This window comes from Acinetobacter sp. SWAC5, from assembly GCF_003419885.1.
In the GTDB taxonomy this organism is placed as follows: domain Bacteria; phylum Pseudomonadota; class Gammaproteobacteria; order Pseudomonadales; family Moraxellaceae; genus Acinetobacter; species Acinetobacter cumulans.
Map to the genome: position 1 here is coordinate 110,701 of NZ_QUWR01000010.1, position 26,759 is coordinate 137,459.

A 26,759-nucleotide genomic window follows, 5' to 3' on the forward strand; every position below is an offset into this window, starting at 1 on the left:
TTATTTATTTTGCTGTTGCAGTTTTTGCATTAGTTTTTTGCGCTGCATCAGCAGCATGTGTATCTAAACTTAAACTGGTCAGTTTTTCTTTTTCCGCATCTGAAGAAAACGATGCTTGCTGCGGGTCATATTGGCGTTCACGGATAAACAAGCCAGGAATAACACCTGCAATAAAGTACGCAGCTCCCATTACAATAAAGGCCATGGTGAACGATCCGCCAGCGGCAATCATACCAATGGTTGCTGGTGCAATGGCTGCGCCCAAACGTCCCATATTGTAAGCCCCGCCAATGGCAGTTCCGCGTACATCCGTAGAGAAACTTTCTGCCATATAAGTTGCATTTACACCGTATGGAATACCGTATAGGAAACCGAAAGTTACAAGTAAATAGGCGATATTGGCTGGTGTGTTATAGAAAATAATGATTGGTAAGAATGCTGCCGTGGCTACCGTACCAAACACAAAGGTAATACGACGTCCGAACTTGTCAGCAGCATAGCCTGCTAAAATTTTACCCAGAATCATGGCCGTATATGCACCTACCATATAGCCAGTCATGGCTTTAAAGTTCATGCTGAGTTCGGTTTCTAAATATGTCGGCATCCAGTTGTTAACACCGTAATAACCGAATTGTAAAAATGCAGCGGTCGACATCCAAAGGAAGAACATTTTGCGATGATTGGTATGGCCAAAAATACGTTTGTAAATACTTTCAGAAGGCGCGTTTTGAGTGACTGCAGCATGTTGCTGTACAGGCTCAAGTTTTAATTCACGGCGTTTTAGCTGCTCAATTTTTGCTTCCTGCCAAGATTTTGGTTCAGGAACAAAACGCATAAAGATAAGGGCAAAAGCAGCAGGAATAATGGTGACATAAAATAGCATGCGCCAGCCATGATCTGGAATAATGGCACCCGCCATCAGCGTTGCAACGATATACCCCACGGTTTGACCCGTTTGCAAAGTCCCGAGTACTGTTGTGCGGTATTTGGTTGGTACATATTCTGCCATCAGCGTATTACACGCCATATAAAGTGAGCCCAAACCAAATGCGCCAATAAAACGTAAAATTAAAAATTGTTCATAGCTTTGGGTAAAGCCTAAAATACAGGTCATGATTGAGAAAAATACTACCGACCAAGCAATAGTTTTCACACGGCCGAATTTATCGCAGGCCCATCCACCAGAAATACCACCCAGCGCCATCCCTGCTAAAGAAGAGCTACCAAGCATTCCTGCTTGAAATGTACTTAAACCAAACTCAGCCTTTAAACTGGTGAGGCTGAATGACAGCAACATAATGTCTACACCATCAATCACCAATGAAATAAAGGCAAAAATAAAGGCCATTTTCCAAGTGTTGCTGGTAATACGATGCATCGTGCCCACGTTAGAAGGCAATTTGAGCGTTCCTGCTCCGTTTTGCATTTCGTTATTCATTTCCTTGTTCCTCATTTTCCCAAATGAGTCATCGGCATTCCTATGTCTGCACATTTACCTTTTTTATTCTTTTTATTTCATCACTGCTCAGGCTATTGCACAGAGTTACAAGAGTGTTTCACGATGAATCCTTTATTGATTAAGTTTATTTTTGCATAAAAAGTCTCTAAGGCACTCTATGTAGAGCACCTTATGGATATATAATTCAATTAGTTACAAAAAGACGCGATGCCTGTTTGCGCACGACCAAGGATCAGCGCATGTACATCATGCGTTCCTTCATAAGTGTTGACGACTTCGAGGTTAACCAAATGGCGGGCAACACCAAACTCATCAGAAATGCCATTTCCACCCATCATGTCACGCGCTACACGGGCAATATCTAAAGCCTTGCCACAGTTGTTACGTTTAATGAGTGATGTGCCTTCTACAGCAGCTAAACCTTCATCTTTCATACGCCCAAAGCGAAGCGCAGCTTGTAAACCTAAGGCAATCTCAGTTTGCATATCCGCCAATTTCTTTTGAATCAGCTGATTCGCAGCTAAAGGTCGGCCAAACTGTTTACGGTCCATGGTGTATTGGTGCGCTGTATGCCAGCAGAATTCAGCTGCGCCCATTGCGCCCCAAGCGATACCATAACGTGCACTATTTAGGCAGGTAAATGGGCCTTTTAAACCACGTACTTCTGGAAAAGCGTTTTCTTCAGGGACAAAGACATTGTCCATGACAATTTCACCGGTAATCGAGGCACGTAAGCCAACTTTACCGTGAATTGCTGGAGCAGATAGACCATCCCAGCCTTTTTCCAAAATAAAACCGCGAATGTCACCCACATTGCCTTCAGCCGAAACCTCTTTCGCCCAAACCACAAAAACATCGGCAATTGGGCTGTTGGTAATCCACATTTTTGCGCCCGTTAGACGGTAACCACCATCCACTTTTTTTGCACGTGTAATCATGCTGCCTGGGTCAGAGCCATGATCAGGCTCTGTCAGGCCGAAACAGCCAATGTATTCACCCGTTGCCAGTTTTGGCAGGTATTTTTGTTTTTGCTCTTCCGAGCCAAATTCATTAATCGGCACCATCACCAAAGAACTTTGCACGCTGGCCATTGAACGGTAGCCAGAATCAACATATTCAATTTCACGTGCAACTAGTCCATAGCTAACATAGTTTAAACCTGCGCCGCCGTATTGCTCTGGAATGGTTGGGCCAAGTAAGCCCAGTTCACCCATTTCACGGAAAATTGAAACGTCTGTTTTTTCATGACGAAATTGTTCGAGTACACGTGGTTGCAAACGCTCTTGGCAATAAGCATGTGCAGTATCACGGATCATGCGTTCTTCTTCTGTTAATTGCTGTTCCAAAAGAAATGGGTCTTGCCAGTTAAATTGTACTTTTGCTTTTTTTACATTGACCATTTGATTCATCGCATCCTCTGCTTTTTCGGGTTTTCGTTGTTTTATTTGATGCTATGTGTGAAAAGTGATTCATTCAAACGATTAATTTGCATGTAGATATGCACCTTTCGCATACCTGAGCTTGACCCACAGTGCGTTAAGCACTTTAGCCACTGATTTAAGCGCTGGATTGCTTTATTTATAGACTATAGTGGTATATGAAAATCATTCTTATATGCCATTTTGTGATATCTATCGATAAAAAGGACTTTATCTATGCGGCGCAATATTCCGTCATTGCAAAGCTTAATTTGCTTTGAATCTGCTGCGAAACACGCAAGTTATACGCATGCTTCTCAAGAGTTATTTATTACGCAAAGTGCCGTGTCGCGCCAAATTCAACAGCTTGAAGAATATTTAGGTGTAATGCTATTTAGCCGAACACGTCACGGTGTAGATCTCACAGAAGCAGGCAAGCAATATGCAAAAAGTATTAAACCATTTTTGCAAGGCATCGAAAAAAGCACCTCAGATATCATGACGCACAAAGGCTTGGGCGGTACTTTAAAGCTGGGCGTTGTGCCAACCTTTGCCACACGTTGGCTGTTGCCAAAATTACATAAATTAAATGCGCAACATCCTGAAATTACAGTGCATTTGGAAACCAGTACCAAACCTTTTTTGTTTAATGAAATGTCTTTGACGCGGCGATTTTTGCAGGAACGCAGCAGCAAATTGAGCATTGGCCGGGCATTCAAGCACATTATTTAATGGATGAAGAAGTGGTTCCCGTTTGTTCCCCCAAATTGATTGAAAACAACTTTCCACATGCGGAAATGACGGATGATCACAGTTTTAATTTAAGCGATGAAGAGTTACTTCAATTGCCCTTATTACAGCAAACCACCCGTCCAAGTATTTGGCAAGAATGGTTTCAAGCCCATCAGCTTCAGCATCCCAAACCATTTGATGGTCAGCGACACGAACTATTTTCTATGCTTTCTGTGGCAGCCAGTCATGGCATGGGTATGGCTCTCATTCCACAAATGCTGATTGAAGCAGAACTGAGAAAAAAAGAATTGGTGATTGCATCAAATAAAAAATTGCACGGTAGCCGAAAATATTATTTAGTCCACTCGAGCCAAGACAGCTCACCGCAAATAAAAAAATTTGTCGATTGGGTGCTACAAGAATTGCATCAGCTAAGTTGAAGTAATCGCTATATTTTGAGTACAGTAAATTCGCTGAATCATCCATTCAATACATGCAACCGTACGCATTGGACTCATCAATTAAAATATAAGGCTAAATATCTATGCAAAAAATTGTGGTGTTTTCAGGTGCTGGCATGAGCGCAGAAAGCGGCATCAATACCTTCCGTGACAGTGATGGTCTTTGGGAACAGCATCGTATTGAAGATGTGGCCACACCTGAAGCTTGGGCACGCGATCCAGCTTTAGTACAGCGATTTTATAATGAACGCCGTAAACATATTTTAGCCGCAGAGCCAAATGTAGCACATAAATTAATTGCTGAACTCGATGATTTTTTTGATGTTCAAGTCATTACACAAAATATTGATGATCTACATGAACGTGCAGGTAGTCACAATGTACTACATCTGCATGGCAATATTCGTTACGCAAAAAGCTCTGGCCCTCAGGCGCAATATACGCAGGAATTGTTTCCCATTGAAGGTGCAGATTTAAACTTAGAGACCGATCAATGCCCTGAAGGATATCCTTTACGGCCACATGTGGTGTGGTTTGGCGAAGCAGTTCCTGCCTATGAAGATGCCAGTGTGAGTGTGCAAACGGCAGATATTTTTATTGTGATTGGCACAAGTCTGGCCGTCTATCCTGTGGCTGGATTGATTCACGAAATCCCAGCCAACTGCCGTGCATTTTATATCGACCCGAAAGCAGATTATCAACGTGTACCTGAGCAGTATCAATTGATTAAAGCAGGCGCGAGTGAAGGAATGAAAAAACTGTTTTTGCAATTGGTTGCGCCATAAAAGCACATTTTGGCATCAGTTTTGATCAAAAAAATGATATCGCCTGCTTCTGTTGCAGGCTTTTTGCTGTTTATAGCCTATCTAACTTGACTTAAGTCCAATAAATCACGCCATACACGCGTTTGGCATTCAAATTGCTTAACAGTATTACGTTTTATTAAAAAAGTAATATTGGGGCTTGGTCAGTATGGGTTATGTCGCAAGAGAGCTCAGTCCAAAAAGTAAGCTTTTGCTTGGCTTAGGATCATTTTTAATTCCTGTGCTCATTTGGTGTGCAGTGAGTTATTTGCCATTTTTATGGCATCCGCAGGTACAAATTACGCAGTCTGGCAGTGTGCCTTTTTTTCAGGTTGATAGCCGTGTCGACAAAGCGGTGTTTTATGCCGAAGCGCAATCTGCAGTCAATGCTGGTTTAGCGCCACCTCAAGGTAAACTGGTCAATCCAATCTATCTACCTGCACCGCATGAAGTGGCAAAAGCGCTGGTTACAGCCTTTATTACCCCGCCTGCCCAACCTGATGCCCCATGGTTTCATCAAAGCTTATGGCACAGTATTAAAATTGTGTTCAGCGCTTTTTTTATTGCCTCTCTCATCGGTATTCCGCTGGGTATTCTTTGCGGTTTTTCTCAAAAAATATCACAACTGACCGAACCCTTTGTTGAGTTTTTTCGCTACTTGCCCGCCCCTGCTTTTGGTGCCTTAGCCGTTGCGATTTTAGGCATTAATGACGCACCTAAAATCGCCATTATCGTGATTGGTACGCTATTTCAGCAAATTCTAATTATTGCCAATACCACACGGATGGTGGACCGTGGCCTGATCGAAGCAGGTTTTACGCTAGGCACCAATAAAATGAAAAGCTTATTTCATGTGGTGATTCCAGCTGCGCTTCCTGACATTTACCGCGACCTACGTGTATTGCTGGGCTGGGCTTGGACCTATCTGATCGTATCTGAACTGATCGGCACAACATCTGGGATTACCTGGTTTATCACCCAACAAGCGCGTTACCAAAACTTTGACAATGTCTATGCCGCGATCCTCATCATTGGAGTGATTGGTTTGGTATGCGATGTGGTGCTAATGAAACTTGGTCAAGGTCTATTTAAATGGAAAGCAGGAGCAAAATAATGAACAGCACAGAGTTTAATGCCACCACTTATTTCGATGCAATTTATGCACGCCCTGTCATTTTAGAAGCAAAAAAACTCACACAAAGTTTTAAGCACGGCAAAACTGAACGCACTATTTTAAATCAGTTGGATTTAAAGATTCATAAGCGTGAATTTATCTGCGTGATTGGCCCATCGGGTTGCGGTAAATCGACCTTTAGCCGAATTGTGGCTGGACTTGACCCTTACAGTAGCGGTGAATTGCTGGTCGATGGCCAAGCCATTGAAGGCCCAAGCCCTGAGCGTGGCATGGTGTTTCAAGGCTACACGCTTTTTCCATGGAAAACAGTCAAAGAAAATGTGATGTTCGGCCCTTTAATGAAAGGTGCCAGCAATGCTTCGGCTGAATCCAGCGCCCGCGAATGGATTGATATTATTGGTCTAGAAAAATACCAAGATCAATACCCGCATGAGCTTTCTGGTGGGATGAAACAGCGCGTTGCCATTGCCCGCGCATTGGTCAATGAACCAAAAATATTATTGATGGATGAGCCTTTTGGCGCACTTGACCCGCATACCCGTCAAAAAATGCAAAAGCATTTAATGGATCTTTGGCAAAACATTGATATCACCATCATTTTTGTGACCCACGATATGGATGAAGCCATTTTATTGGCGGATCGTATTGTGGCGCTCAAAGCCAATCCTGGTGAAATTAAAGAAATTATTGAGGTCGATTTACCCCGTCCTCGTAATCCTGAACTCATGCTGAGTCCTGAATTTAAACAACTGCGCGAACGGGTGGATTTCTTGGTACATGCGCAGGAAGACGAGCTCGACCCAGCGATGGAAAACCTACCGAAAATTCCACGTATGACTCAAGTCAGTACGCAAAAATAACTGGATTAATCCCTCTTCATCTTTAGGACGGCCTAAATGATGTACTACAGCGTTGGACGGCCAACATTATAGGAATTGAAGATGAATGAATCTTATGTTTTGCCACTTGTTGATATATCGAAAATGCAAAGTACGGTACTGTCAGAACGCTTAGAAGTAGCCTCTGCATTGGATCAAGCCTGTAAAGATGTTGGTTTTCTATATTTAAAGGGTGATCAGTTCAATTTTGATTTTGCGACATCACTGATTCAGGTGGCAAAGCGTTATTTTCAACAAGATACCGCAAGTAAAATGCAACACTATATTGGACTGTCGAAAAATCATAGTGGCTATGTGCCAATTGGTGAAGAACAATTTGCAGGCAACAGCTACGACTTAAAAGAAGCCTATGACGTCAATTATGATTATCACGGCGAAGCGACAGCATTTCCTTTGCTTGGCCCTACGTTATGGCCAGATGATGCCACATTTAAAAGTACGGTCAGTGATTATTACCACCATTTACGCAGTATCAGCGAAGAAATTTTTCAGGCCTTTGCTTTAGCATTGAATGTAGATGAGCATTTTTTTGATTGCAAAATTACCCATCCGACCAGCCAGCTGCGTCTAATCCATTATCCGTATAACCCTGAAGTGAAAGATGCCGAAGGTATTGGCGCGCATACAGATTATGAGTGCTTTACACTGCTCTTACCGACTGCACCAGGTTTGCAGGTACTCAATAAACAAGGTGAATGGATGGATATTCCATTGATTGAAAATACCTTGGTGATGAATATTGGTGACATGATGGAAATTTTGTCGAATGGCAAATATTTGGCCACCAAACACCGTGTTAAAAAAGTCTCTGAAGAACGCTACTCTTTCCCCTTATTCTGCGCCTGTAATTACAACACGATCATTGAGCCAGTACATTCAACTGAAGCGCCTAAATATCAGCCCTTAATTGGTGGTGAACATTTATTTAATCAAACCGCGCAAACCTTTAGTTATCTCAAAAAACGTATCGCTTCAGGAGAGCTGAGTCTAAGAAATGCTGTGCCTTTGTCATCATTTGGTATGGATGAAAATACAGAAGTACAAGGAGCAAGCGCATGAATCTATTTCAGGCTTTAGCACAGCTTCCAGCCAGCCAAGAGGTTTCAGGTCCTATTCCAGACTATTTGTATGGTGCTTTTCGCCGTAAAAGCATTAGTTTTTCAAATGGTTTAACGGATGAAAAAACCATTGTGTATTGGTTTCAGTCACGTAGTTTCACCATCGATCTACGTTTAAAAAGCCAAGAAAATACGCCAGTAAATGAGCGTCAAGGCTGGATTGGCAACACTCTTTGGGATGCTGAACAGCAATTATTGTCTTGGGATGTTAAAGCACACTCAAATTATCAAAATCATGTGCAATGGCCAGAACCTACCAAACTGCATGCGATTGGCAACTGTATTTTAGAATTCTCTCCAAGCAATGTGTATGTCGAAGACTGGCGTCAGCAAGTTCATGAAGGGCTATTTTTAGGCCTGCGGTTGAAGTCAGCCCTCGATGTAGAAAGTCATCAACCATTGCCGATGGATGGTGGTTTAATTATTTGTGATAAGTATGTGGCCTTTGCACTGAGCCGTTTACCTACAGATCAGCAAACAGTTGCCAGCATCGACATATCATCTGCACCTGCTATGTATGAAACGTTGATTGAAAGCTTTGAAGTATCCATCGCTGTAGATGGTCTGCATAAATACTATACAACGACTTCCTCTCAGCAAGTTCAATCACTTAATTTTGATCATTTTGAAATTATTGATGAAACACATTTAATGCAGAACGTCATTATTAACGGTCAAGCAGTACAGCTGATGTTTGAAGTGGATATTTATGTTCCAGATTATGCATTTCAACATCGCACCGATACCACGACAGAAAGTACAGATTGGTTGCGAAATGAAAAACAGCACCTCTTGTACCATGCCGTAGAATGTCTATAGGAAATCAATGTCGTTTATATATTTGCTCATTGCAATCATTGCCGAAGTGATTGCTACATCCGCCTTAAAAGCCAGTAATGGCTTTACAGAACTTGTACCAATTATTTTTACCGTGTTGGGCTATGCCATTGCGCTCTTCTTTTTAGGTTTGACCTTTAAATCGATTCCTATGGGATTGGCCTACGCCATGTGGTCCGCTGCAGGCATTGTGCTTATTTCATGCGTGGGCTGGGTTGTGTTTAAACAAAATTTAGACCTACCTGCCATGATTGGTTTGGCCTTTATTTTATTGGGTATTGTGATTATCAATGTTTTTTCTAAAAGTACAGAGCTTTGAAATGTCAGTTTTGAAATGTAGTTTTTAAATAATATTTCTGAAATTTTAAAGACTTAAATTGCTATAGATAAAAATGCTCTAGCTAGCTGTTGCACACTAGAGCATACGTTTCGAATGAATTAACTGTGATCAGTCGGCTTCTATAAAATGCCTTTCACTAGAAAAAAGCATCCAACAATACACAACAGCACCGCGAAACATTTTTTCAGTACTGCTGGTGAAAGCGCATGCGCAGTTTTCGCACCATATTTAGCAGTGAAGAAACTCATCACACTAATGCCAAAAAAGGCATAGATATGAATAAAGCCAATGGTATTTGGAATTTCAACTTGCTGCTGCATGCCAAAGAACATAAAGCCTAATGCACCCGCAATGGCAATGGGTAAACCGCACGCCGCAGACGTCCCGACCGCTTTTTGCATCACCACGCCATTTGCCGTTAAATACGGCACTGTAATACTGCCACCGCCAATTCCGAAGATTGCCGATGCAACGCCGATACCCGAACCCGCCGCAATTTGCTTAGCTGTAGATGGCAGTGTTTTGTTTGGATCGACTGGCTTTTTTGCTCCCATAAACATGGTATAAGCCACCCAAAGTAAAAACACACCGACAATCATTTGCAGATGTAAGCCCGACAGCCAGCCTGCAATGCCCGCGCCTGCAAAACAGCCAATCGCCATAGGTGGGGCTAAATTTTTAAATACAGGCCAAATCACAGCGCCATTCTTATTGTGCGCCATCAAGGAGCTGATCGACGTCACCACAATCGTAGCCAAGGACGTACCTAGCGCCAAATGCATAATCACATCGGGGCTATAGCCCATTTGGCTAAAAACAATATAGAGCAATGGCACAATGATAGTACCGCCGCCAACGCCAAACAGCCCCGCAGCAAAACCAGCAAATGCGCCAATAATTAAGAAAGTAATGAGTTCCACGAAATAGATACTTTTAAAAAGATGTATTGAAGAAGTCTGACTGGTTTAAGCCAACTCCACTTGACCTACAGCATGATAAGCACGGTTGAAATACACCAAACTTTCTTCCTGCTGACTTTGCTTGATTGCGACCACACGGCACATAAACACGCTGTGCGTACCCACTTCTTGAATCTGTTCAATCTGACAGTCAAAACTGACCAAAGCATCTTTGAGTATTGGTGAACCTGTTTCTAATGTGGTCCAAGAACCCAATTTAAACCGCTCTTCCGAATTAAATTTGCTTGAAGCAAAGGCATTGGAAATTTGCTCATGCTGTGCGCCCAAAACATTGACAGACAGAACTTTATTTTCAAGAAAATGCGCATGAGAACGAGATGATTGATTCATACAAACCAGCAAAGTTGGCGGTGTATCTGTCACACTGCATACTGCTGATGCTGTAAATCCATGCATGCCTGCTTCACCCTCAGTCGTAATCACGTTGACTGCAGTCGTCAATAAAGACATTGCATTTCTAAAATCAGTTGCTTCAATCATCTCTTCAATCTCAATGGTCTATATGGCTTATCTCTTTCTCATGTTTGGATAATAGGGATTTCATTTCCTTCTTGCTCCTACATGAAATTGAGTCAGCTCGAATTTATGCGGTCAATTCTTGGCGAATAATGGCAGCGCCTGCGCTTAGCGCATTTAGTTTGCCTTGCGCCACGTGGCGAGGCAAAGGCGCCATACCGCAGTTTGTTGAAGGATATAGCTTGTCGGCATCTACGAATTGCAATGCTTTGCGTAATGTATTTGCTACTTCTTCTGCTGTTTCTACTTGATTGGTTGCTACATCAATTGCACCAACCATCACTTTTTTACCGCGGATGAGTTCGATTAAATCCATTGGTACACGAGAGTTTTGGCATTCAAGTGAGATGATATTCAGCTTCGATTGTTGCAATTTCGGGAATGATTCTTCGTATTGGCGCCATTCATTACCCAAAGTCTGTTTCCAATCGGTATTGGCTTTAATGCCATAACCATAGCAAATATGAACGGCTGTTTCGCATTTCAAACCTTCAAGCGCACGCTCTAATGTCGCAATACCCCAGTCATTGACTTCATCAAAAAATACGTTAAACGCAGGCTCATCAAATTGAATGATATCCACGCCTGCCGCTTCAAGCTCTAACGCTTCTTGATTCAGGATTTTAGCAAATTCCCAAGCCAATTTTTCACGGCTCTTGTAGTGTCCATCATACAAAGTATCAATCATCGTCATCGGGCCAGGCAAAGCCCATTTGATCGGCTGATTGGTTTGGCTGCGTAAGAATTTTGCATCATCAACAAACACTGCTTTCTTACGCGATACTTCGCCCACCACAGACGGTACACTTGCATCGTAACGATTACGAATACGCATCGTTTCACGCTTTTCGAAATCTACACCTTCAAGATGTTCAATAAATGTGGTCACAAAATGCTGACGGGTTTGTTCACCATCACTGACAATATCAATGCCTGCATGGATTTGTTCATGCAAAGATAATTTCAACGCATCACGTTTTGCATCTAATAATTCTTCGCCTTCAAGTTTCCATGCTGACCACAATTTTTCAGGTTCAGCCAGCCAAGACGGTTTAGGTAAGCTACCAGCAGTTGAAGTTGGGAGTAAAATGGCCATATTCGATCTTCTATCTCTATTTTCTTTAAAACGGGTGGTTTAACTCACCCGCGTTTTCATCTATTTAAGTGATTTAAAATTAAGCTGCGTCTGCATTTTCAATACTAAAATTAGCCGCCCACTCATTCAGAATGTCTTTATATGGCTGAATAAAATTCTCTTCTGTCCATTTGCCCTGTTTAACCGCCAACTGACCACGTTCAACACGGTCATACACAATACGAGTTAATGAGTAATCGCCAAAGCTTAAGCTTGGTTGATACACCAAACCTGCTGCCGCATTGGTATTGTAAATTTCAGGACGGTAGATTTTTTGGAAGCTTTCCATGGTGCTGATCGCGCTGATCAGTTCGAAATCTGTATAGTCGCTGAGCAAGTTATTTGCTGAATAGAATGCCAATGGTGCAGTCGCATTTTCAGGTTTGAAGTAACGAACGCTTAAGCCCATTTTTGCAAAATAATCATCGGTACGTGAATAGTCATCATTGGTGTATTCCACACCTAAGATCGGATGCACATTTGCAGTACGGTAATAGGTTTTTGTCGTTGAAACACTTAAGCAAATCACAGGTTGTTTTTTGAATTCAGCTTTGAATACGTCTGAATTGATCAAGTGTTGATATAGCTTGCCGTGTAAATCGCCAAAATCTTCAGGTTTTTCATTGAACTTGCAACCGAGTGCTGGCAATACTACGCTGAAGTCATAGTCACGTACATACGATGAAAAACTGTTGCCGATCATGCCTTCAATGCGTTCATTGGTCTTATGGTCGATGATGGTGCTTTTTAAAGTTTCAATAAACGGGAAAGTTTGACCATTGCCCTCTACATCGAGTTCAGCAGAAATAATGTCAATTTCTAGTGAATAACGATCCGCATTTGGGTTGTCACAGCTCGCCAAAGTGTTGAAGCGGTTATTAATCATTGCCAAGGTACGGCGCAAATTTTCTTCACGGTGCTCACCGCGCGCCAAGTTAGCAAAGTTCGTTGTTAGACGTGTATTGTCTGCTGGTTTATAGTTTTCATCAAAGCGGATACGTTTGATTGAACATGCAAATTTATTACTCATGGAGATTCACTACCCTAAAATTAAAATAATCAAAATTTCTGTATGGAGTAATTTATACGTGAATCTTAAGATGAATAAAAATGATTTAACCTCAACACAAAGTGAGTGAAATTCATGTTTGGTAATTTTATAGGATTGAATATATTTCAACTTGGCTCGATGAGAGCATTTAAAAAATAATCTGGATATAAATAATTTTAAATTAAATTAAATATAAACAATACTTTATGATATTTTTCAATAAGTATTTATATCTATATTCTACTGACTTTTTAGGATAAAATGAAAATCATCGATAAGTATGTCCGCTTTTAGAATATGATTATTTATCGTTCTAAGTGAATTAAACTCAGCTTAAACTGAGAAAAGATCAAATTATTAACTGGATTTTCATTTCTTATATTTAGGTCCAAGTACCCAAATTTATCATTTAGATACTTGCCCTATTTTTGTAAACTACTATGCAATCACTTTAAAAAATAAAAGATTTATGCGCGACAATCCCTGTCATTGCTCCATCACCTACGGATAAAGCAACTGAACCACCTGAACGTGTGACATCACCGCAAGCATAAATTCCTTTAACATTTGTTTCTTTTGCTGGCGAAGTTTTAATGGCCTCGCCATATTCATTGCAGTCTATCTCTAAACCTAACTGCTGAATCCAGTTCGATTGCAGACGAGTAACAGTAGAAACAAATAAGCCATCCAATTGAATTCGTTCACCATCTGCCATTACAACGTCACAATGACCTTCAATATGGTCAATTTTACGCGTTTCGATCTGAATTTGACGTTTAGAAAGCTTCGCTAATAACTCATCATCCAATTGATCTACAGCAATTGCATCATTTAAAAATAAAGTAGTATTTCCCCAATCTGGCAACATCAACGCCATGTGCAATGAGTGCATACCCGACACTAACATGCCAATTTCACCTAAGTTCAGTTCATAACCATCACAATATGGGCAGTGATAAATAGATTGCCCCCAACGTTCAGCCAAACCATTCACTTGAGGCAATTCGTCACGTACGCCAGTGGCAATAATCATTTTTTCAGCTTGAATGTGCTGATTACCTGCAACAATTAAATATTTTCCATCAAGCGCTTTTACATCAGTAACCGTTTCAGCAAGCCATGAAATCGTGGAATACTTTTCTAATTGTACTTTGGCTTCTGCTGCAATAGCACTAGGTGATCGGCCATCTTGCGTCAAAAAATTATGTGAATGTTCGGCAAAACGATTACGACGTTGCCCTGCATCAATAATTAAAATACGGCGGCGCGCACGTGCTAAAGGTAAAGCAGCAGAAAGTCCTGCATAACTGCCACCAATAATCACAACTTCATAATTCATATTCCTAATACCTATATGTAACTTTAAAAGTTACTATATCATTTAACATGTTTATAAGAAACTTTTAATGTTACAATATATCAATTACCCTAATCATCTATTTCCTCATGCGTAAAGACAGTAAACTTTCAAGAATGCTACATGTTCTGTTGCACATGGCACGTGAAAACAAGCCTTTTACTTCCGATCAAATCGCTGAGATGCTGGAAACAAATCCTGTTGTAGTGCGTAGAACCATGTCGGGATTAAAAAAGCATGGATTTGTTGATTCTGAGAAAGGTCCTGGTGGCGGCTGGAGTTTGATTAAACCCCTGCATGACATTTCACTGTATGACATTTACCTTGCTGTCGGTGAACCTTCAATTTTTGCGATTGGCAATGAAAATATGCAGCCAGATTGCTTGGTAGAACTGGTGGTCAATCGGGCACTTGATCATGCCTTTTTTGAAGCTCAAGAAGTGCTGATTAAAAACCTTAAAGCAACTCAATTAGACCAATTGGCACATGATTTTCAGATTGAATGGGATCAGCAGATGCAGGTGAAATAAATATGCCTTCTAATTTTTTTCAATTTTAAGTCTAGATACTGAATCTGACTCAGCTCAAACTTAGAAAAAATCAGCATATTCGAGCTTTGAAAGGTACATGAATCGCTAAAATATAAAGTTTATATTTATAGCTTATGATTATGTCAAACAAACTTGAACGTCAGAAACTGACGCTTCCAACAGGTCATGACAAGCTTTTATTGCATTCTTGCTTTGCGCCCTGTTCTGGCGAAGTCATGGAAACATTAATTAAATCTGGTATTGATTTTTCGATCTTTTTTTACAATCCAAATATTCATCCAGTCAAAGAATATGAAATCCGTAAAGAGGAAAATATCCGCTTTGCAGAAAAACACAACATTCCGTTTATCGACTGTGATTACGACACAGACAACTGGTTTGAACGTGCCAAAGGCATGGAAAATGAGCCTGAAAAAGGTATCCGCTGTACCATGTGTTTTGATATGCGCTTTGAACGTACAGCATTATATGCAGCAGAACATGGCTTTAGCTTAATCAGCAGTTCATTGGGTATTTCACGCTGGAAAAATATGCAGCAGATTAATGACTGCGGACATAGTTCGGCTTCACATTATGAAGGAATTACATATTGGGACTATAACTGGCGTAAAAATGGCGGCGCTGTACGTATGCTGGAAATCAGTAAGAAAGAAGAATTTTATCAGCAGGAATACTGTGGCTGTGTCTATTCACTGCGCGATACCAATCGCTGGCGCATGAGCCAAGGCCGTGACCGAATTAAATTAGGGGTGAAGTTTTATTCCAATGCCATGGATGAAGGAGATTAATTCCTTTTATGAACTGATGTTACGCAGTAACATTTATAAATTTTAAACTTTGTAATAAAAATTGATACACGAAAACGTCATCCGCAATTGTTTGAGGCAGGACTACATCTAATTGATAAAGTTTCTGTGATTTATTGGTTATTTTGATGAAAGTGAACAAGTTCTGTCGGTGAGGAGTAACGCTCCGCAAGATGGTTTCCTTGCGCAGTTTCACTGCTCATTTTGCCGGAACAAAAGTACTTCGAGCCTGAGCAAGTTAAAGCAAGGCTTTAACGAAGCGCAAGACGCAGTGGCTATTCCCTAAATTTAAACTTTTGATGTAAGACTCCAAAGAGCAAGCCTATATTTTCGTCATTGGTAAATTAAATCCATACTCAGTGCGTAACATCAGTTATTAAGCTTCTGCCGCTAAATACCAATTTTTCCAAGAACTAGTGCCACGAACCTCAATAGGTACAGTGGGTATCAGCTTTTCTTTCAATACTTGTGTTTGCTGCACTGCTTTGGCAAGGCGCGCTTTCACAGAATGAATGCATTCGCGGTCACCAAATTCACAGCGGTCTAAACTTGTGCCACCACATGGCCCATTGGCGAGGCCTTTGGGGCATGTTTCTGGGCAAATATACAAAGTATCGCCCAAACGGCATTGTCCACAGCTTTCACAGCCTACAACACCATGTTTACTGATGTATTCAGTTTTTAACAAAGTTTTTGCAGCCGTGGCTTTTTGCCAAATTTGCGCTTTAAAAATAAAACGCCCTACACCTTTGCCAAGCTTTGAATCAAACAACGCATCATGCATTAAATGCAATTGATGATATTTAAAAAGCTGTCTGGATGATGGCGGACGGGAAAAATAGCTCAATTCAGGCTGAAACTCTGCGCCAGTGTGTATCTGCCAAAGTTCATTCCACAATTTCTCAAGTGCATCCAAATTTAAATGTCGATATTGCTCTATATAGCTTTCCAGCAGTGCCTGCTCTGCAGGTTTATGGCATGCAGATAAATCAACACCCGCAAAACCTAATTGTTTACAGATGAGTATCTGCAAAGCACAGCGCAAATACACCCGTTCTGAAAGCCCTGCTTGTTTTTCTTCCTCTAAAACCTTGAGCATATATGGCGTAATAACTATACCTGCCACTTGATTCTTCAGCATAAATTTAGCCCGCGCCAAACTAAGTGGCATTACGCAGGCAAGAATTTTTTGACTATAGTGATGCTGTGTTAAAAATGCCTTTGCTTGCTTGAGCGCCTGAATGTCGTAGCCCAATTGGGTAATAATAAAGTCTGCGCCAGCTTTTATTTTTTTATGCAGTTTTAAATACTGTGCATCACGTTCAGCTTCGGTATATTTGAACGGATTAAAGGCAACACCAATACAAAAACCGCCTGCTTTTTTGGCAGCCATGACCGCATTGACCGACTCTAAATATCGGCTACGCGCTGTGCCGTTTTCTCCGTTGCTGTGCTCTTTTAACTTATCACCTGTCAGTAAGAGTAAATTTTGAATATCTGCCTTTCGTGCTTGCTTTAAAAAGTTTTCAAAATCATGAATATCTCTGCCTTTACCAGCAAAATGCAATACTTTTTCTAGGTCTTGTGGATACAATTTACTGGCTTCAAGCGGTGACGTATCATGATCTGAATGCACACGGTCAGCTAAAGTCATTACGGCGGGATAGCCTGCGAATTGCTTTTTTACTGGAAAAATCTCATTCAACGACGTGAGATATTCCACCAAAATACAAAACTGGTTTTGCTGAAAATAGGAAGAGAGCAAAGACATAAAACAGTAAAATAAAATAGAAATATTTAGAAGCTCGCTATTATAGTTCTATGCTCACAACTATTCATATTACTTTTTTATAATTTAACTAAAGGCTTTAAATCAATATACATTTTGAGTAATGTACGGGCCTATATCATTTTAGAGTCAAATTTTTATATTTAGAACTAGTCGTATAAGCTCACCATTTCAAAAATAATCAAAAGCCCTACATCTGTAGAGCTTTGAGTAGAAAATACTTAAATATCAGATCCAAAATGCAATTATTTTAGCTCTTGCACCAAGGCTGGATAAATCGAGCCATCTACATCCATTTCAGTTTTATAAATGCCATTGGTTACATTGAATTTATTTACGTGATAGCTCGACCCGTACAAGGAGTCAAAGCCTTCACCTTTGGTAAATACTTTTTTATTGGCATCTAAATCTAATAAATGTGTACCACCAATAAATTGTTCATATTGTGCAGGTTCTACACCTACACGGGTGGACATAATTTTAACTGCATCTGCATGTGTTGCTGGATCATTAATATATTTAACTGTTTTATCCCATACTTGAATGATTTTTTTCCATTCTTCTTTGTTGGCAGATAAATGCGTCATATTGACCGTCAAAGTGTCATAAATCAGGCCGGGCTTATCTTTAGAGCTGTAGATGATTTTTGAACCCGCAACTGCTTTCAATGCCTGATTTGCAACAGGTTGCCATACTGCAATGGCTGCAATATCTGGACTGGCGAATACTTGAGGTAATTCATTGGTCATAGTATTGATCAATTTAATATCAGATGCCTTAACCTTGGCATCTTCTAAAGCTGTGGCTAAAAGCAAATGATCGACCAAGCCTTTTTCAGTTGCTACGCTTTTGCCTTTCAGATCAGCAATCGACTCAATACCAGGTTTTGCAATAATGACATCATTTCCAGCAGAATAATCTGTCGCCATAATCATAACGCCTTTGGTACCACCCGAGCCTGTGACTAAGTTATCTCCATTGGTCACCAAAACAGCATCCAACTGGTTGGCAGCAAAAGCTGACAGTGAGGCTGAATAATCAAACCATTTAAAATCTACATTTACACCAGCTTCTTTGAGCCAACCTTTTTCAATCGCAACTTGCCAAGCAACAAAGCCAGGCCAATCACTGTAGCCAATCGTAATGGGCTTTGTGACAGCAGTTGTTTCGGTTTTATTTTGTGGTTCTGGCACTTTCGCCGTGTTATCACAACCCGCAAGTAGTATGACGCTCAGTATAGACGTCGATAAAAAAGCTGTTTTCATCATAGTGTGATTGCCCCAATTGCATTGCAGTTAAATTTTGTATTGGTACTTAAAAACGGTTGTGTAAATTGTGAATGACCCAATTTTGCTAGGTCATTTGCGCCTTTAAATGCATTAGGTTTGGCACTCCCGTTGCTTTGCTGATTTTCCTGTAGGGTTAGCGTGCCTGCTTTGCTATGTGAATGATTGAATTGGCCCATTTTTAAACTCCTTTATTATTTTTCGTTTTGCGGAATTGGCGGCATAACTGCATTCATCAATTCCAGATGCCCTTTGGTAACACCTTTTAAGGCAATAAAATGTTGACTAATGGCTTTTAGCTCAGTGCTTAGACCTTGCAAAATCATGACTTCTAAAATTTTATGATCATCCAGCTGAATATGCAGCGAACTCACCACTTGCTCTAAAAACTGCTGCTGTAAATCCAAAAGCTGAATACGTAGCGCCGTAACACTGGCGTCATACAGCAAGGTAAATGTGCCAACCATTACTTCATTGCGTTGCTCTTGATCTGCAATCAAATGCTTATTGATCATGTCTACAATGGCTTGTGAACGGCTTTCATAATGCTGATCCACAATCTTTTGATCTAAAGCATCTACCGTATTTTGTGGCACAGTAATGCTGATACGTGCCAGCTTTTGTTTAGGCATTACCTTATCCTTTATCAGCCTGATTTTGCTTGATATATAACCCTGCACGTGCACTGAACAGTTCCACCATAAATTGCTTGAATAACGGCAGTATTTTGATCATTAAGCGTAGATACGTATTTTTCATGCGCTGCTCCTTTTGGTATTACCAAAATTATTTTTCGTAATACCCGATTAAATGCAGAATACATGCCAAGTTTTTTATTCTTGTAATGGCTGTTTTTTGTCTTTAATTGATGAATAATTGCGCAGTTTTAATGCGTATGCGCAAACTTAGGGCTTAGTTAACATTTTTGCTGTGCATACTGCCAAAGCTGTGCATGATTTCAGGCAAGTAAATAGTATCGGAATACAGCTAGAGTAAATCCCGTCAATTTTTTAGCTTGCTGTTCACGCTAAGCTGACAAAATACTGCTGTCGTACACTTTTGATTATGTAAAAATATCACGTAGATCGCTTGTACTTCGCTTTAGGTCATATCATGAGGACGGCAGTTATTTATGAAGTATTTTGCATGTACTACTTGTGGCAATCAGGTGTTCTTTGCCAACTCACACTGCGTAAATTGCAAAACAACCTTAGGTTATAGTGCCTCAGAAAAAGAAATGTGTGGTTTTACGAAGCACAGCGACACACTTTGGCTTGCACTTAATCCGTCTATTGCAGGTAAACGCTTCAAACCTTGCTATAACTATCAGCACCATCAAGTCTGTAACTGGGTTATTCCTGCCGAAAGTAGTGAAATTTACTGTGAATCTTGCCTGCTGACACATACCATTCCCTCCTTAGACAATCCAGATCATCTTGTCTATTGGGCACGTCTAGAACATGCCAAACGCCGTTTTTTATATTTAATGCAACGTTTAAATATCATGCCTCGCGCTAAACGATCCGATAACGATCGCTTTGGTCTCAGATTTGATTTTTTGATGCCACAAGCAGATTTTCCGGTGATGACCGGACACGCTCAAGGTGTGATTACACTCAATGCGAGTGAAGCAGATGTGATTTACCGTGAAACAACACGGGTCAAAATGGGTGAAAACTACCGTACGCTTCTGGGGCATTTTCGCCATGAAAGTGGTCATTATTATTTTGACTTAATGCAACATTTACACCCAGAGTTAATTGACGAATTCCGTGAACTATTTGGTGATGAACGCCAAGACTACAACGAAGCGCTTAAACGCCATTATAACGATGGTGCACCACAAAACTGGGCCGATTTTTATGTAAGCTCTTATGCCAGTACGCATCCATGGGAAGATTGGGCAGAAACTTGGGCACATTATTTACACATGATGGATACTTTAGAAACAGCCTACTATGCTGGCTTAGTGGTTAAAACCAATAAATCAGATTTAAACAATTTAGAACTTAAAGAAAATCCAATTGGCGCGCAGGATTTTGACCTTTTGCTACAACATTGGATGACATTAACTTTTAATTTAAATGCATTAAACCGCAGCATGGGCTTAGATGATGCATATCCGTTTACGCTGTCAAATCCGGTATTGGATAAATTGCGGTTTATTCATCATAAACTGCTCAATATGACACTTAAAAATCAGGCTTAGGCGACAGTCACAAGTTGCTACCACATTTAACAAATATGTATTTAGCAATATTTGGCAAATGCAGAAATGAATGAAGCAAATAACAAAGCCCCACTATGGGGCTTTGTTATTACCACTGTACTTAATGAATATCCGTTACAAACTCATCACGCGATATGCGGAATTTTTTCAAACCGAGTAACCAGTCTTTTTCAGGATTACGGCGCCCTAAAGCCAATAGCACAACAGATTTAAGTCCTTTTTCTTTTAAGCCTAGTAACTCATCTAAACCTTCTTTATCAAAGCCCTCCATAGGCGTTGCATCAATACCCAATTCAGCAGCCGCTGCAATGGCCACACCAAAGCCAATATGTGCTTGCTTTGCAGTATGGTGATATTGCTGCTCCTCAGTAAAACCAGCAAATAGATTTTTTAGGTTTTGCACCACATCCATTGTGGTATCAAGCGGTAAGTTGCGCTCTGTATTCATTGAATTATAACGCTCGTCAATTCGTTCATCTGGAATGCTATCCCATGCAGTAAAGACCAATAGATGTGAAGACTGAGTAATTTGCGGTTGATTCAACGCAACAGGTGAAATTTGCTCTTTCAGTGCTTGATTGCTAATTGAAATAATATGATATGGCTGTAAACCAGCAGAAGTTGGCGCTAAACGTGCAGCTTCTAATATTAAATCAACATCGGCTTGATCGAGCTTTTCACCCGTCATTTGCTTGGTTGCATAACGCCAGTTGAGTGCTTCTAAAAGCTTCATTGTTGTATTCCTATAAAGTTAAAAAAATTACGAATTTGTTGTATAAACGGTAGTTAAATAATCTGTGAGTGCTTGTGTTTTACGTCCAAGTAGCTTTTCTAAATCTGTGCGGTGAACTTCGTATTGATGCTGTTGAATGTCTGCAACCGTGCCATGCGTTAAATAAACTATAAAGTCTGGAAAACCGATGCTATGCAACATATCTCGATAACTAGCATCATCTAAATTTTGATAATTCACTTTTTGCTTTGAAATTTCTGACAGCAAATCTGCAATATCCTGATAGCTGTACGTACGACTACCCACCAGCGAGTAGATTTTATTTTCATGCCCATCCTGCATTAATGCATTTGCAGCAACTTCACCAAATTCTGCACGTAATGCATAAGGCACTTTGCCTGCTCCGCCTGCCAAAGCTAAACCTGTTGCAATCGCCTGTTCACCAATAATTTGCGGAATGGCTTCTGCGTACATGCTGTTACGTAAAATGGTGTATTTCAAACCGCTCGCTTTAAGATAGTCCTCGGTTTGAAAATGACTAATCATCAAATCTTTAACCGCAGAAGTTTCAATATTTTGAATTGCCAAGCTGGTATAAAATATGTGTTTTACGCCTGCTTTTTTTGCAGCATCAATAACATTTTTATGCTGTTCAAATCGGTTTTGCTCCATTGTTGAAATCAGCAACAGTTTTTTTATGCCTCGAAAAGCTTCCTCTAAAGTTTGTGGCTGATCAAAATCGCCATAGATCACTTTCATCCCTTGATTCAAATATTGCTGTGCCTTGTTTTGGCTTCTGGCCAAAACAGAAAATTCATTTAAAGGTAAATGTTGCTGTAATTGTTTAACGGCGCTTTGTGCTAAGTTTCCTGTGGCACCTGTGACTAAAATCATCTGCTGTCCTATATTTCTTGTTTCGTTGTATAAAGTTATACGGCAGGCAAAATTTAAGTTCACTATACTGTTGTATAGTGATTATTATGGGAAATCCTCTTAGATTGAGCGCAAGATAGGATTTGTTTATGAGTGATTTTATGACCAAAGATGCGGATACCTTGAGCGAAGCCGATCAATGTAATGTGAAGTTTATTGTGGCGCTGAAAAATGCCATGAATGTGATCAATGGTAAATGGAAACTGGCTATTGTAGCGACTATGATTAAGCAACCACGACGTTTTAATGAAATTGAACGCCTACTACAAGGCATCACGCCAAGGATGATTTCGAAAGAACTGAAAGAATTAGAACTAAATAATGTAATACATAAAATTGAAAGTATTGACCCTGAATCAGGCCGAATGACGGCAATGTATGATTTAACGGAATCGGGTCGTAAGCTTGAAAAATTAATGGTGCAAATGGCTGTTTGGGGGCAAGAACATAGAGACCATCTCCAACTATAATATGAGCATCCTAAGCTCACATCCCACTAAGTTATAAAGTTCAATCTTTAAGCTAAAATTATAAATTAATGAATAATATTTAACTCTAAGTCTTTCAATATACGATTATTTTCCAGTGCTATTATTTTTTAAAATAGGATTTGATTCCTTTAAATAAATGAAGAAAAAAGACCGCTTTCAAAGCAGTCTAATCATATTCTTTGATCTTAAATTGAATTGCTATTTGCGCTTGGTTTTTTTGCGGGTTAAATAATTCATGGCCTGCGCATAGCGTGTAGGCGTAATGCGCTGAATTAAATCTAATATTTTTGCATCATTGCCAATTAATACACGCGCCTGATTGTGCTGAACCGCTTTTAAAATCACTTTGGCAGCGTCTTCTGGCGGTGTTTTTAAAACTTTATTAAATGAACGGCTGGCCTTTTCAGGGTTTAAGCCTAGTGAACGGATGCTGTCACTCATTTTAGCATTGTTGGCGATATTGGTGCGGATACCGCCCGGATGCACACAGGTTGCACTCACATTACACGCTTCAATATCCAGCTCTTGTCGCAGCGCTTCGGTAAAACCGCGAACCGCAAATTTTGTTGCATTGTATGCGCTCTGTGTTGGCTGCGCCGTAAGGCCAAAAAGGCTTGAAGTATTGATGATATGCCCTTCACCGCTTTGTTTTAAATACGGTAAAAAGGCTTTGGTGCCAAATACCACGCCCCAAAAGTTGATATTAAAGATCCACTCCATTTCATCGTAAGTCATACCTTCTACACTGCTGGCCAAAGCAACGCCTGCATTGTTAAATATCAAATTGATACGTCCAAAATGCAGAAAGCTTTCTTCAGCCCATGTATAAACCTGATCTTTATTGGCCACATCTACACGTGACAAGCTGACTTCAACTGGATATTGCTTAAGTAAGGCTAAAGTTTCTGCCAAGCCTTGTTCATTCATATCTGACAAAGCTAAATGACAGCCTTGCGCAGCCAGCTGCAATGCCAATTGCTGCCCAATGCCAGAGCCTGCACCCGTAATGGCTGCAACTTTATCTTTAAAATTTTTCATTTCTATATTCACCATTAACCATATGTATTTAAGTCTTTTTTAAATCCATCTTATAAAATGCGATGGCATTATCCCGCATCATTTTTTGCAAATTTTCTGCCCCATAAGGCGACAGCATGTGTATATATGCTTTTATCAAATCGGTCAGTTTGGCATTGGGTTTATCCATGGGATAATTTGATGCATATACAATCCGATATGTACCAAACACTGCCACAGCATGTTCAATCATAGGACTTAATAGCTCGACCATTTCATTGACAGTTGCTGTCCGCTTAGCCCGAAAATAACCATGACCTAGCACTGGCATCATTAAGCCTGAAATTTTGGCATGTACATTTTTCTGCTCTGCCAAATGGCTGATGTCATCTTTCCATTGCTGAAAAATAGCCTTCCGCTGTGAAGGTTTGTATCCCGTGGATTTCCCGACTTTTCCAAACAGCCCTACAGGTGTAGCCAAGTGGTCGAGCATGATCGGTGTATTGGGGAAATTTTGCGCTAAGCTTTTGATATCATTTATTTGGTTTGCATAGCCCCATGCATCAAAACTGAGCTTCAAGTCCGCCAGATGTTCAAAGCCTTTTAAGAATGATTTTTGCGTATATAAATTCGACTGATCACACCAGCGGTGAATTCCAGCATCGGGGTGCCAGGATGCCATTTTTCGAATACCGCGAAATAACGGACTGGCCTGCTGATGCGCCTCTAAGATTTTTTTAAATTTACGGTCGCGCGGATCGGCCGTGGCAACGATAGCGCCAAGTTTTAACTGTTGTGTATGGAATGGCAGCTGTTTGATCCACTTAGTTTCTTCCACCACACCAAATCCTTTGTGATGATGCCAACTGGCTTCTATATGTGCCACAGCTTCCACCGTATAGTTCCCGCAATCTTTTTTATAATCCTGCGGTAAATACGGTTTTAATATATGTTCTGGGTGGCCGACGGTTTCTAATAAAGGTTTAGGCTTTACCGCATGAATCAAGGCATGCATAAGTTTGGGGTGTTTACCCAATAGCTTTACGAGGCGTCCTGCTGTATGCGGTGTGGTATATGGGTCCCATTGGTGAATATGCGGATCGACGATCGCGAAATTAAGTTGGCTCATATTGTTCTATCCATGCCTTGAGCTTGTAACGGGAAATACAGAAGTTGTATTTAGCGTAATGGATAGCGCTCTATGAATGAAATGATTTATTTTAATGGTATTTCATGTATGAAATTCATAGTGACGAACTTAGTAAAGTTAAGACTTCGATACGATCTTCAATCAATTGAAACACTAAGCGGTAGCCTGCCGATCTGAGTTTGTACTTGGGTATTCTAGGACTGTCTAAAATGGTTTCGAGCTTACGAATAAACTGTTCTGCAATTTGCAGATTTAGCTTATTTAACTTTTTAGCGTGGTTTTTGTGAACTTAATCTTGCAGATCGTCTAAAGTGATTTTTCCAGCTTTTTCACTTTTAGCTTCTTCTACTAGTTCTGTTAAATACACATCTTCCGAAAGACAATCATTCAAAATTATTTTTACATCTTCCAAAATTCGATTTCGACTTTCAGAGCTACGAGCATCTAAAAGTTCTTGTAATTTTTTAGCCATATTTGAAATCTCTTTAAGTTGTTTTTTTGGTATGAAAACTAGCAAAATGCGTTTCAATCAACCAATAATTGTTACGTATACATCATCTTGATCTTGTGTAGGAGCAGCATTTATTCCAAATAGATTAGCAATATCATCTAGTAATCGAGAAATTCTATTTAAATCAGAATCTTCAAATACATCATTTCGTATTTTATCGTATGCATCGGATAAGATTTCTTCGAGTTGAAGAATATGGTCAATAAACCAAGTATCTTGTAGATTGCGGTATAAATCAGTTCCTGTAAAGTTTTGATTTAATCCATGAATATGACCAAGAAAATAGGAACATGATTTTAATAAAACTGTGATAGGCATATAAATTTTATTCATCAAAACAGCATAATTACCAGTTTGATAGAATTTTTTGAATGCATTTTCTACTTCATTTGGACAATCGTTAAAATGGATTAATACGTTATCTTGAAGTGATCTATAAGTTTCGGGCTGGTTAATGCTAATTGAGGAGGATGCATATAGACAGGCAAGATATTCATTTATGCATGCTTTTTGGGTTGCATGATGAAATCGAGTATATAGATTGCGTGTGTCAAAATCCTTTTCTAAAACAACCTTAGAATTTAAAGCTAAGAGTCGATTGTTAAAATGAACGTGTCCTAACTCATGAACAGAAATATTCCATGCATGCTCTAACTGCACTAATCTTTCTTTTTCATTAATATCAAATAAATCATTAATATTTTTATCTAAAAATACGAGTCCTACAATTTTACTTACGTTATAAAATAAGTAATGTTTAACTCCATCATCAGTGTTGATATGATGCATGGCTACACCAACTACTTTTCCAGCACTAGGTTTTAATCCATGATCTTCTAAGGCTAGTGTGTAGCTTTCTTCATCTGCAAATATAAAATTATTAGTTAATCCAGGCTTTGTTGCACAAACCTATCGTTAAGGGCTTATTCCACAATATAATTTCCAAATGAACAAGCCTGCACCTAAAATTTATCGTACCACCAATTGGTCTTCTTATAATCGAGCATTAATAAATCGAGGA

Annotated in this window: 28 protein-coding genes and 1 pseudogene; 11 read left to right on the plus strand and 18 right to left on the minus strand. The window is 40.0% G+C overall.

Features of this window, described 5'->3' with window-relative positions; all coding sequences use genetic code 11:
* Positions 1-4: 4 nt before the first annotated feature.
* Both DYI81_RS09120 and DYI81_RS09125 read right to left on the minus strand, forming a co-directional pair.
* Positions 5-1,438: an MFS transporter gene (locus tag DYI81_RS09120; protein ID WP_117007373.1), complete on the minus strand. Its 1,434-nt coding sequence runs from the start codon at positions 1,436-1,438 to the stop codon at positions 5-7.
* A gap of 209 nt (positions 1,439-1,647) precedes the next feature.
* Positions 1,648-2,868 (minus strand): acyl-CoA dehydrogenase, encoded by a 1,221-nt coding sequence (locus tag DYI81_RS09125; protein ID WP_117007374.1) that lies wholly within the window; start codon positions 2,866-2,868, stop codon positions 1,648-1,650.
* 246 nt (positions 2,869-3,114) lie between these two features.
* Here DYI81_RS09125 and DYI81_RS09130 point away from each other — a divergent pair.
* The 7 genes and pseudogenes from DYI81_RS09130 (at position 3,115) to DYI81_RS09160 (ending at position 9,181) form a co-directional block, all read left to right on the plus strand.
* A pseudogene (locus tag DYI81_RS09130) lies at positions 3,115-4,049 on the plus strand (LysR substrate-binding domain-containing protein).
* A 104-nt stretch (positions 4,050-4,153) separates the two neighbouring features.
* Entirely contained in the window at positions 4,154-4,855 is a 702-nt protein-coding gene (locus DYI81_RS09135) for an NAD-dependent deacylase (protein WP_117007375.1), read from the plus strand.
* Positions 4,856-5,042: 187 nt separating this feature from the next.
* Entirely contained in the window at positions 5,043-5,987 is a 945-nt protein-coding gene (locus DYI81_RS09140; protein ID WP_117007376.1) for an ABC transporter permease, read from the plus strand.
* Entirely contained in the window at positions 5,987-6,868 is an 882-nt protein-coding gene (locus tag DYI81_RS09145) for an ABC transporter ATP-binding protein (RefSeq protein ID WP_117007377.1), read from the plus strand. The genes DYI81_RS09140 and DYI81_RS09145 overlap by 1 nt, the downstream gene beginning before the upstream one ends.
* A gap of 81 nt (positions 6,869-6,949) precedes the next feature.
* Positions 6,950-7,966, plus strand: coding sequence for a 2OG-Fe(II) oxygenase family protein (locus tag DYI81_RS09150; protein WP_117007378.1), 1,017 nt, complete (start codon positions 6,950-6,952; stop codon positions 7,964-7,966).
* A complete protein-coding gene (locus DYI81_RS09155) occupies positions 7,963-8,844 on the plus strand; it encodes a hypothetical protein (protein ID WP_117007379.1) in 882 nt (293 codons plus the stop codon). Before DYI81_RS09150 ends, DYI81_RS09155 begins: the two co-directional genes overlap by 4 nt.
* A gap of 7 nt (positions 8,845-8,851) precedes the next feature.
* Positions 8,852-9,181 carry an SMR family transporter gene (locus DYI81_RS09160; protein WP_117007380.1) on the plus strand — a complete coding sequence of 110 codons (330 nt, stop codon included), beginning with the start codon at positions 8,852-8,854 and terminating at the stop codon, positions 9,179-9,181.
* A 140-nt stretch (positions 9,182-9,321) separates the two neighbouring features.
* Here DYI81_RS09160 and DYI81_RS09165 read toward each other — a convergent pair whose 3' ends face one another.
* The 5 genes from DYI81_RS09165 to DYI81_RS09185 all read right to left on the minus strand — a co-directional run bounded on the left by DYI81_RS09165 (position 9,322) and on the right by DYI81_RS09185 (position 14,223).
* The gene (locus DYI81_RS09165) at positions 9,322-10,122 is read right to left on the minus strand and encodes a sulfite exporter TauE/SafE family protein (protein ID WP_106984402.1); all 801 of its coding nucleotides are present in this window, start codon (positions 10,120-10,122) and stop codon (positions 9,322-9,324) included.
* Positions 10,123-10,167: 45 nt separating this feature from the next.
* Positions 10,168-10,662 carry a flavin reductase gene (locus tag DYI81_RS09170; RefSeq protein WP_111884696.1) on the minus strand — a complete coding sequence of 165 codons (495 nt, stop codon included), beginning with the start codon at positions 10,660-10,662 and terminating at the stop codon, positions 10,168-10,170.
* A gap of 103 nt (positions 10,663-10,765) precedes the next feature.
* Complete coding sequence (locus tag DYI81_RS09175) at positions 10,766-11,794, minus strand: methionine synthase (RefSeq protein WP_117007381.1); 1,029 nt, start codon at positions 11,792-11,794, stop codon at positions 10,766-10,768.
* Between the two features lie 79 nt (positions 11,795-11,873).
* The gene (locus DYI81_RS09180; protein ID WP_117007382.1) at positions 11,874-12,863 is read right to left on the minus strand and encodes a putative oxygenase MesX; all 990 of its coding nucleotides are present in this window, start codon (positions 12,861-12,863) and stop codon (positions 11,874-11,876) included.
* Positions 12,864-13,335: 472 nt separating this feature from the next.
* Positions 13,336-14,223, minus strand: coding sequence for an NAD(P)/FAD-dependent oxidoreductase (locus DYI81_RS09185; protein ID WP_117007383.1), 888 nt, complete (start codon positions 14,221-14,223; stop codon positions 13,336-13,338).
* Positions 14,224-14,330: 107 nt separating this feature from the next.
* Here DYI81_RS09185 and DYI81_RS09190 point away from each other — a divergent pair, with 107 nt between their 5' ends.
* Both DYI81_RS09190 and DYI81_RS09195 read left to right on the plus strand, forming a co-directional pair.
* A complete protein-coding gene (locus tag DYI81_RS09190) occupies positions 14,331-14,771 on the plus strand; it encodes an Rrf2 family transcriptional regulator (protein ID WP_117007384.1) in 441 nt (146 codons plus the stop codon).
* Positions 14,772-14,911: 140 nt separating this feature from the next.
* Complete coding sequence (locus tag DYI81_RS09195; protein WP_117007385.1) at positions 14,912-15,580, plus strand: epoxyqueuosine reductase QueH; 669 nt, start codon at positions 14,912-14,914, stop codon at positions 15,578-15,580.
* 394 nt (positions 15,581-15,974) lie between these two features.
* Here the strand turns inward: DYI81_RS09195 and DYI81_RS09200 are convergent, their stop codons facing one another.
* From DYI81_RS09200 to DYI81_RS18105, 5 genes are all read right to left on the minus strand, one after another.
* A complete protein-coding gene (locus DYI81_RS09200; protein WP_106984408.1) occupies positions 15,975-17,369 on the minus strand; it encodes a methylenetetrahydrofolate reductase C-terminal domain-containing protein in 1,395 nt (464 codons plus the stop codon).
* A 263-nt stretch (positions 17,370-17,632) separates the two neighbouring features.
* Positions 17,633-18,655: an ABC transporter substrate-binding protein gene (locus DYI81_RS09205; RefSeq protein WP_106984409.1), complete on the minus strand. Its 1,023-nt coding sequence runs from the start codon at positions 18,653-18,655 to the stop codon at positions 17,633-17,635.
* The gene (locus tag DYI81_RS09210; protein WP_106984410.1) at positions 18,652-18,852 is read right to left on the minus strand and encodes a hypothetical protein; all 201 of its coding nucleotides are present in this window, start codon (positions 18,850-18,852) and stop codon (positions 18,652-18,654) included. The genes DYI81_RS09205 and DYI81_RS09210 overlap by 4 nt, the downstream gene beginning before the upstream one ends.
* A 15-nt stretch (positions 18,853-18,867) precedes the next feature.
* Positions 18,868-19,305 (minus strand): ribbon-helix-helix protein, CopG family, encoded by a 438-nt coding sequence (locus tag DYI81_RS09215; protein ID WP_106984411.1) that lies wholly within the window; start codon positions 19,303-19,305, stop codon positions 18,868-18,870.
* Positions 19,306-19,309: 4 nt separating this feature from the next.
* The gene (locus tag DYI81_RS18105) at positions 19,310-19,432 is read right to left on the minus strand and encodes a hypothetical protein (RefSeq protein WP_227865904.1); all 123 of its coding nucleotides are present in this window, start codon (positions 19,430-19,432) and stop codon (positions 19,310-19,312) included.
* Between the two features lie 373 nt (positions 19,433-19,805).
* Here DYI81_RS18105 and DYI81_RS09220 point away from each other — a divergent pair, with 373 nt between their 5' ends.
* Entirely contained in the window at positions 19,806-20,882 is a 1,077-nt protein-coding gene (locus DYI81_RS09220) for a putative zinc-binding metallopeptidase (protein ID WP_117007386.1), read from the plus strand.
* Between the two features lie 121 nt (positions 20,883-21,003).
* Here DYI81_RS09220 and DYI81_RS09225 read toward each other — a convergent pair whose 3' ends face one another.
* Positions 21,004-21,636 (minus strand): NAD(P)H-dependent oxidoreductase, encoded by a 633-nt coding sequence (locus tag DYI81_RS09225; protein ID WP_117007387.1) that lies wholly within the window; start codon positions 21,634-21,636, stop codon positions 21,004-21,006.
* Positions 21,637-21,663: 27 nt separating this feature from the next.
* Positions 21,664-22,530, minus strand: a complete 867-nt coding sequence (locus DYI81_RS09230) for an SDR family oxidoreductase (protein ID WP_117007388.1) — start codon at positions 22,528-22,530, stop codon at positions 21,664-21,666.
* Positions 22,531-22,658: 128 nt separating this feature from the next.
* Between DYI81_RS09230 and DYI81_RS09235 the strand changes: the two genes are divergently transcribed.
* Positions 22,659-23,039, plus strand: coding sequence for a helix-turn-helix domain-containing protein (locus tag DYI81_RS09235; RefSeq protein ID WP_205669742.1), 381 nt, complete (start codon positions 22,659-22,661; stop codon positions 23,037-23,039).
* A 219-nt stretch (positions 23,040-23,258) separates the two neighbouring features.
* Here the strand turns inward: DYI81_RS09235 and DYI81_RS09240 are convergent, their stop codons facing one another.
* The 4 genes from DYI81_RS09240 to DYI81_RS09255 form a co-directional block, all read right to left on the minus strand.
* On the minus strand, positions 23,259-24,098 hold the full coding sequence (locus DYI81_RS09240; protein WP_117007389.1) for an SDR family NAD(P)-dependent oxidoreductase: 840 nt from the start codon (positions 24,096-24,098) through the stop codon (positions 23,259-23,261).
* A 28-nt stretch (positions 24,099-24,126) separates the two neighbouring features.
* Positions 24,127-25,206 carry an amidohydrolase family protein gene (locus DYI81_RS09245; RefSeq protein WP_117007390.1) on the minus strand — a complete coding sequence of 360 codons (1,080 nt, stop codon included), beginning with the start codon at positions 25,204-25,206 and terminating at the stop codon, positions 24,127-24,129.
* A 310-nt stretch (positions 25,207-25,516) separates the two neighbouring features.
* Positions 25,517-25,699 (minus strand): hypothetical protein, encoded by a 183-nt coding sequence (locus DYI81_RS09250; RefSeq protein ID WP_121530768.1) that lies wholly within the window; start codon positions 25,697-25,699, stop codon positions 25,517-25,519.
* Between the two features lie 57 nt (positions 25,700-25,756).
* Positions 25,757-26,527: a hypothetical protein gene (locus tag DYI81_RS09255; RefSeq protein ID WP_117007392.1), complete on the minus strand. Its 771-nt coding sequence runs from the start codon at positions 26,525-26,527 to the stop codon at positions 25,757-25,759.
* Between the last annotated feature and the right edge of the window lie 232 nt (positions 26,528-26,759).

Coding starts and splice junctions, on each gene's coding strand:
- DYI81_RS09245 (WP_117007390.1), bottom strand. CDS start 25,206: ATGAGCCAACTTAATTTCGCGATCGTCGATCCGCATATTCACCAATGG.
- DYI81_RS09220 (WP_117007386.1), top strand. CDS start 19,806: ATGAAGTATTTTGCATGTACTACTTGTGGCAATCAGGTGTTCTTTGCC.
- DYI81_RS09150 (WP_117007378.1), top strand. CDS start 6,950: ATGAATGAATCTTATGTTTTGCCACTTGTTGATATATCGAAAATGCAA.
- DYI81_RS09195 (WP_117007385.1), top strand. CDS start 14,912: ATGTCAAACAAACTTGAACGTCAGAAACTGACGCTTCCAACAGGTCAT.
- DYI81_RS09250 (WP_121530768.1), bottom strand. CDS start 25,699: ATGGCTAAAAAATTACAAGAACTTTTAGATGCTCGTAGCTCTGAAAGT.
- DYI81_RS09175 (WP_117007381.1), bottom strand. CDS start 11,794: ATGGCCATTTTACTCCCAACTTCAACTGCTGGTAGCTTACCTAAACCG.
- DYI81_RS09235 (WP_205669742.1), top strand. CDS start 22,659: ATGAGTGATTTTATGACCAAAGATGCGGATACCTTGAGCGAAGCCGAT.
- DYI81_RS09240 (WP_117007389.1), bottom strand. CDS start 24,098: ATGAAAAATTTTAAAGATAAAGTTGCAGCCATTACGGGTGCAGGCTCT.
- DYI81_RS09155 (WP_117007379.1), top strand. CDS start 7,963: ATGAATCTATTTCAGGCTTTAGCACAGCTTCCAGCCAGCCAAGAGGTT.
- DYI81_RS18105 (WP_227865904.1), bottom strand. CDS start 19,432: ATGAAAAATACGTATCTACGCTTAATGATCAAAATACTGCCGTTATTC.
- DYI81_RS09200 (WP_106984408.1), bottom strand. CDS start 17,369: ATGTCTTTGCTCTCTTCCTATTTTCAGCAAAACCAGTTTTGTATTTTG.
- DYI81_RS09120 (WP_117007373.1), bottom strand. CDS start 1,438: ATGAATAACGAAATGCAAAACGGAGCAGGAACGCTCAAATTGCCTTCT.
- DYI81_RS09160 (WP_117007380.1), top strand. CDS start 8,852: ATGTCGTTTATATATTTGCTCATTGCAATCATTGCCGAAGTGATTGCT.
- DYI81_RS09205 (WP_106984409.1), bottom strand. CDS start 18,655: ATGATGAAAACAGCTTTTTTATCGACGTCTATACTGAGCGTCATACTA.
- DYI81_RS09170 (WP_111884696.1), bottom strand. CDS start 10,662: ATGATTGAAGCAACTGATTTTAGAAATGCAATGTCTTTATTGACGACT.
- DYI81_RS09255 (WP_117007392.1), bottom strand. CDS start 26,527: ATGCATCATATCAACACTGATGATGGAGTTAAACATTACTTATTTTAT.
- DYI81_RS09185 (WP_117007383.1), bottom strand. CDS start 14,223: ATGAATTATGAAGTTGTGATTATTGGTGGCAGTTATGCAGGACTTTCT.
- DYI81_RS09145 (WP_117007377.1), top strand. CDS start 5,987: ATGAACAGCACAGAGTTTAATGCCACCACTTATTTCGATGCAATTTAT.
- DYI81_RS09210 (WP_106984410.1), bottom strand. CDS start 18,852: ATGGGCCAATTCAATCATTCACATAGCAAAGCAGGCACGCTAACCCTA.
- DYI81_RS09190 (WP_117007384.1), top strand. CDS start 14,331: ATGCGTAAAGACAGTAAACTTTCAAGAATGCTACATGTTCTGTTGCAC.
- DYI81_RS09180 (WP_117007382.1), bottom strand. CDS start 12,863: ATGAGTAATAAATTTGCATGTTCAATCAAACGTATCCGCTTTGATGAA.
- DYI81_RS09225 (WP_117007387.1), bottom strand. CDS start 21,636: ATGAAGCTTTTAGAAGCACTCAACTGGCGTTATGCAACCAAGCAAATG.
- DYI81_RS09140 (WP_117007376.1), top strand. CDS start 5,043: ATGGGTTATGTCGCAAGAGAGCTCAGTCCAAAAAGTAAGCTTTTGCTT.
- DYI81_RS09135 (WP_117007375.1), top strand. CDS start 4,154: ATGCAAAAAATTGTGGTGTTTTCAGGTGCTGGCATGAGCGCAGAAAGC.
- DYI81_RS09215 (WP_106984411.1), bottom strand. CDS start 19,305: ATGCCTAAACAAAAGCTGGCACGTATCAGCATTACTGTGCCACAAAAT.
- DYI81_RS09125 (WP_117007374.1), bottom strand. CDS start 2,868: ATGAATCAAATGGTCAATGTAAAAAAAGCAAAAGTACAATTTAACTGG.
- DYI81_RS09230 (WP_117007388.1), bottom strand. CDS start 22,530: ATGATTTTAGTCACAGGTGCCACAGGAAACTTAGCACAAAGCGCCGTT.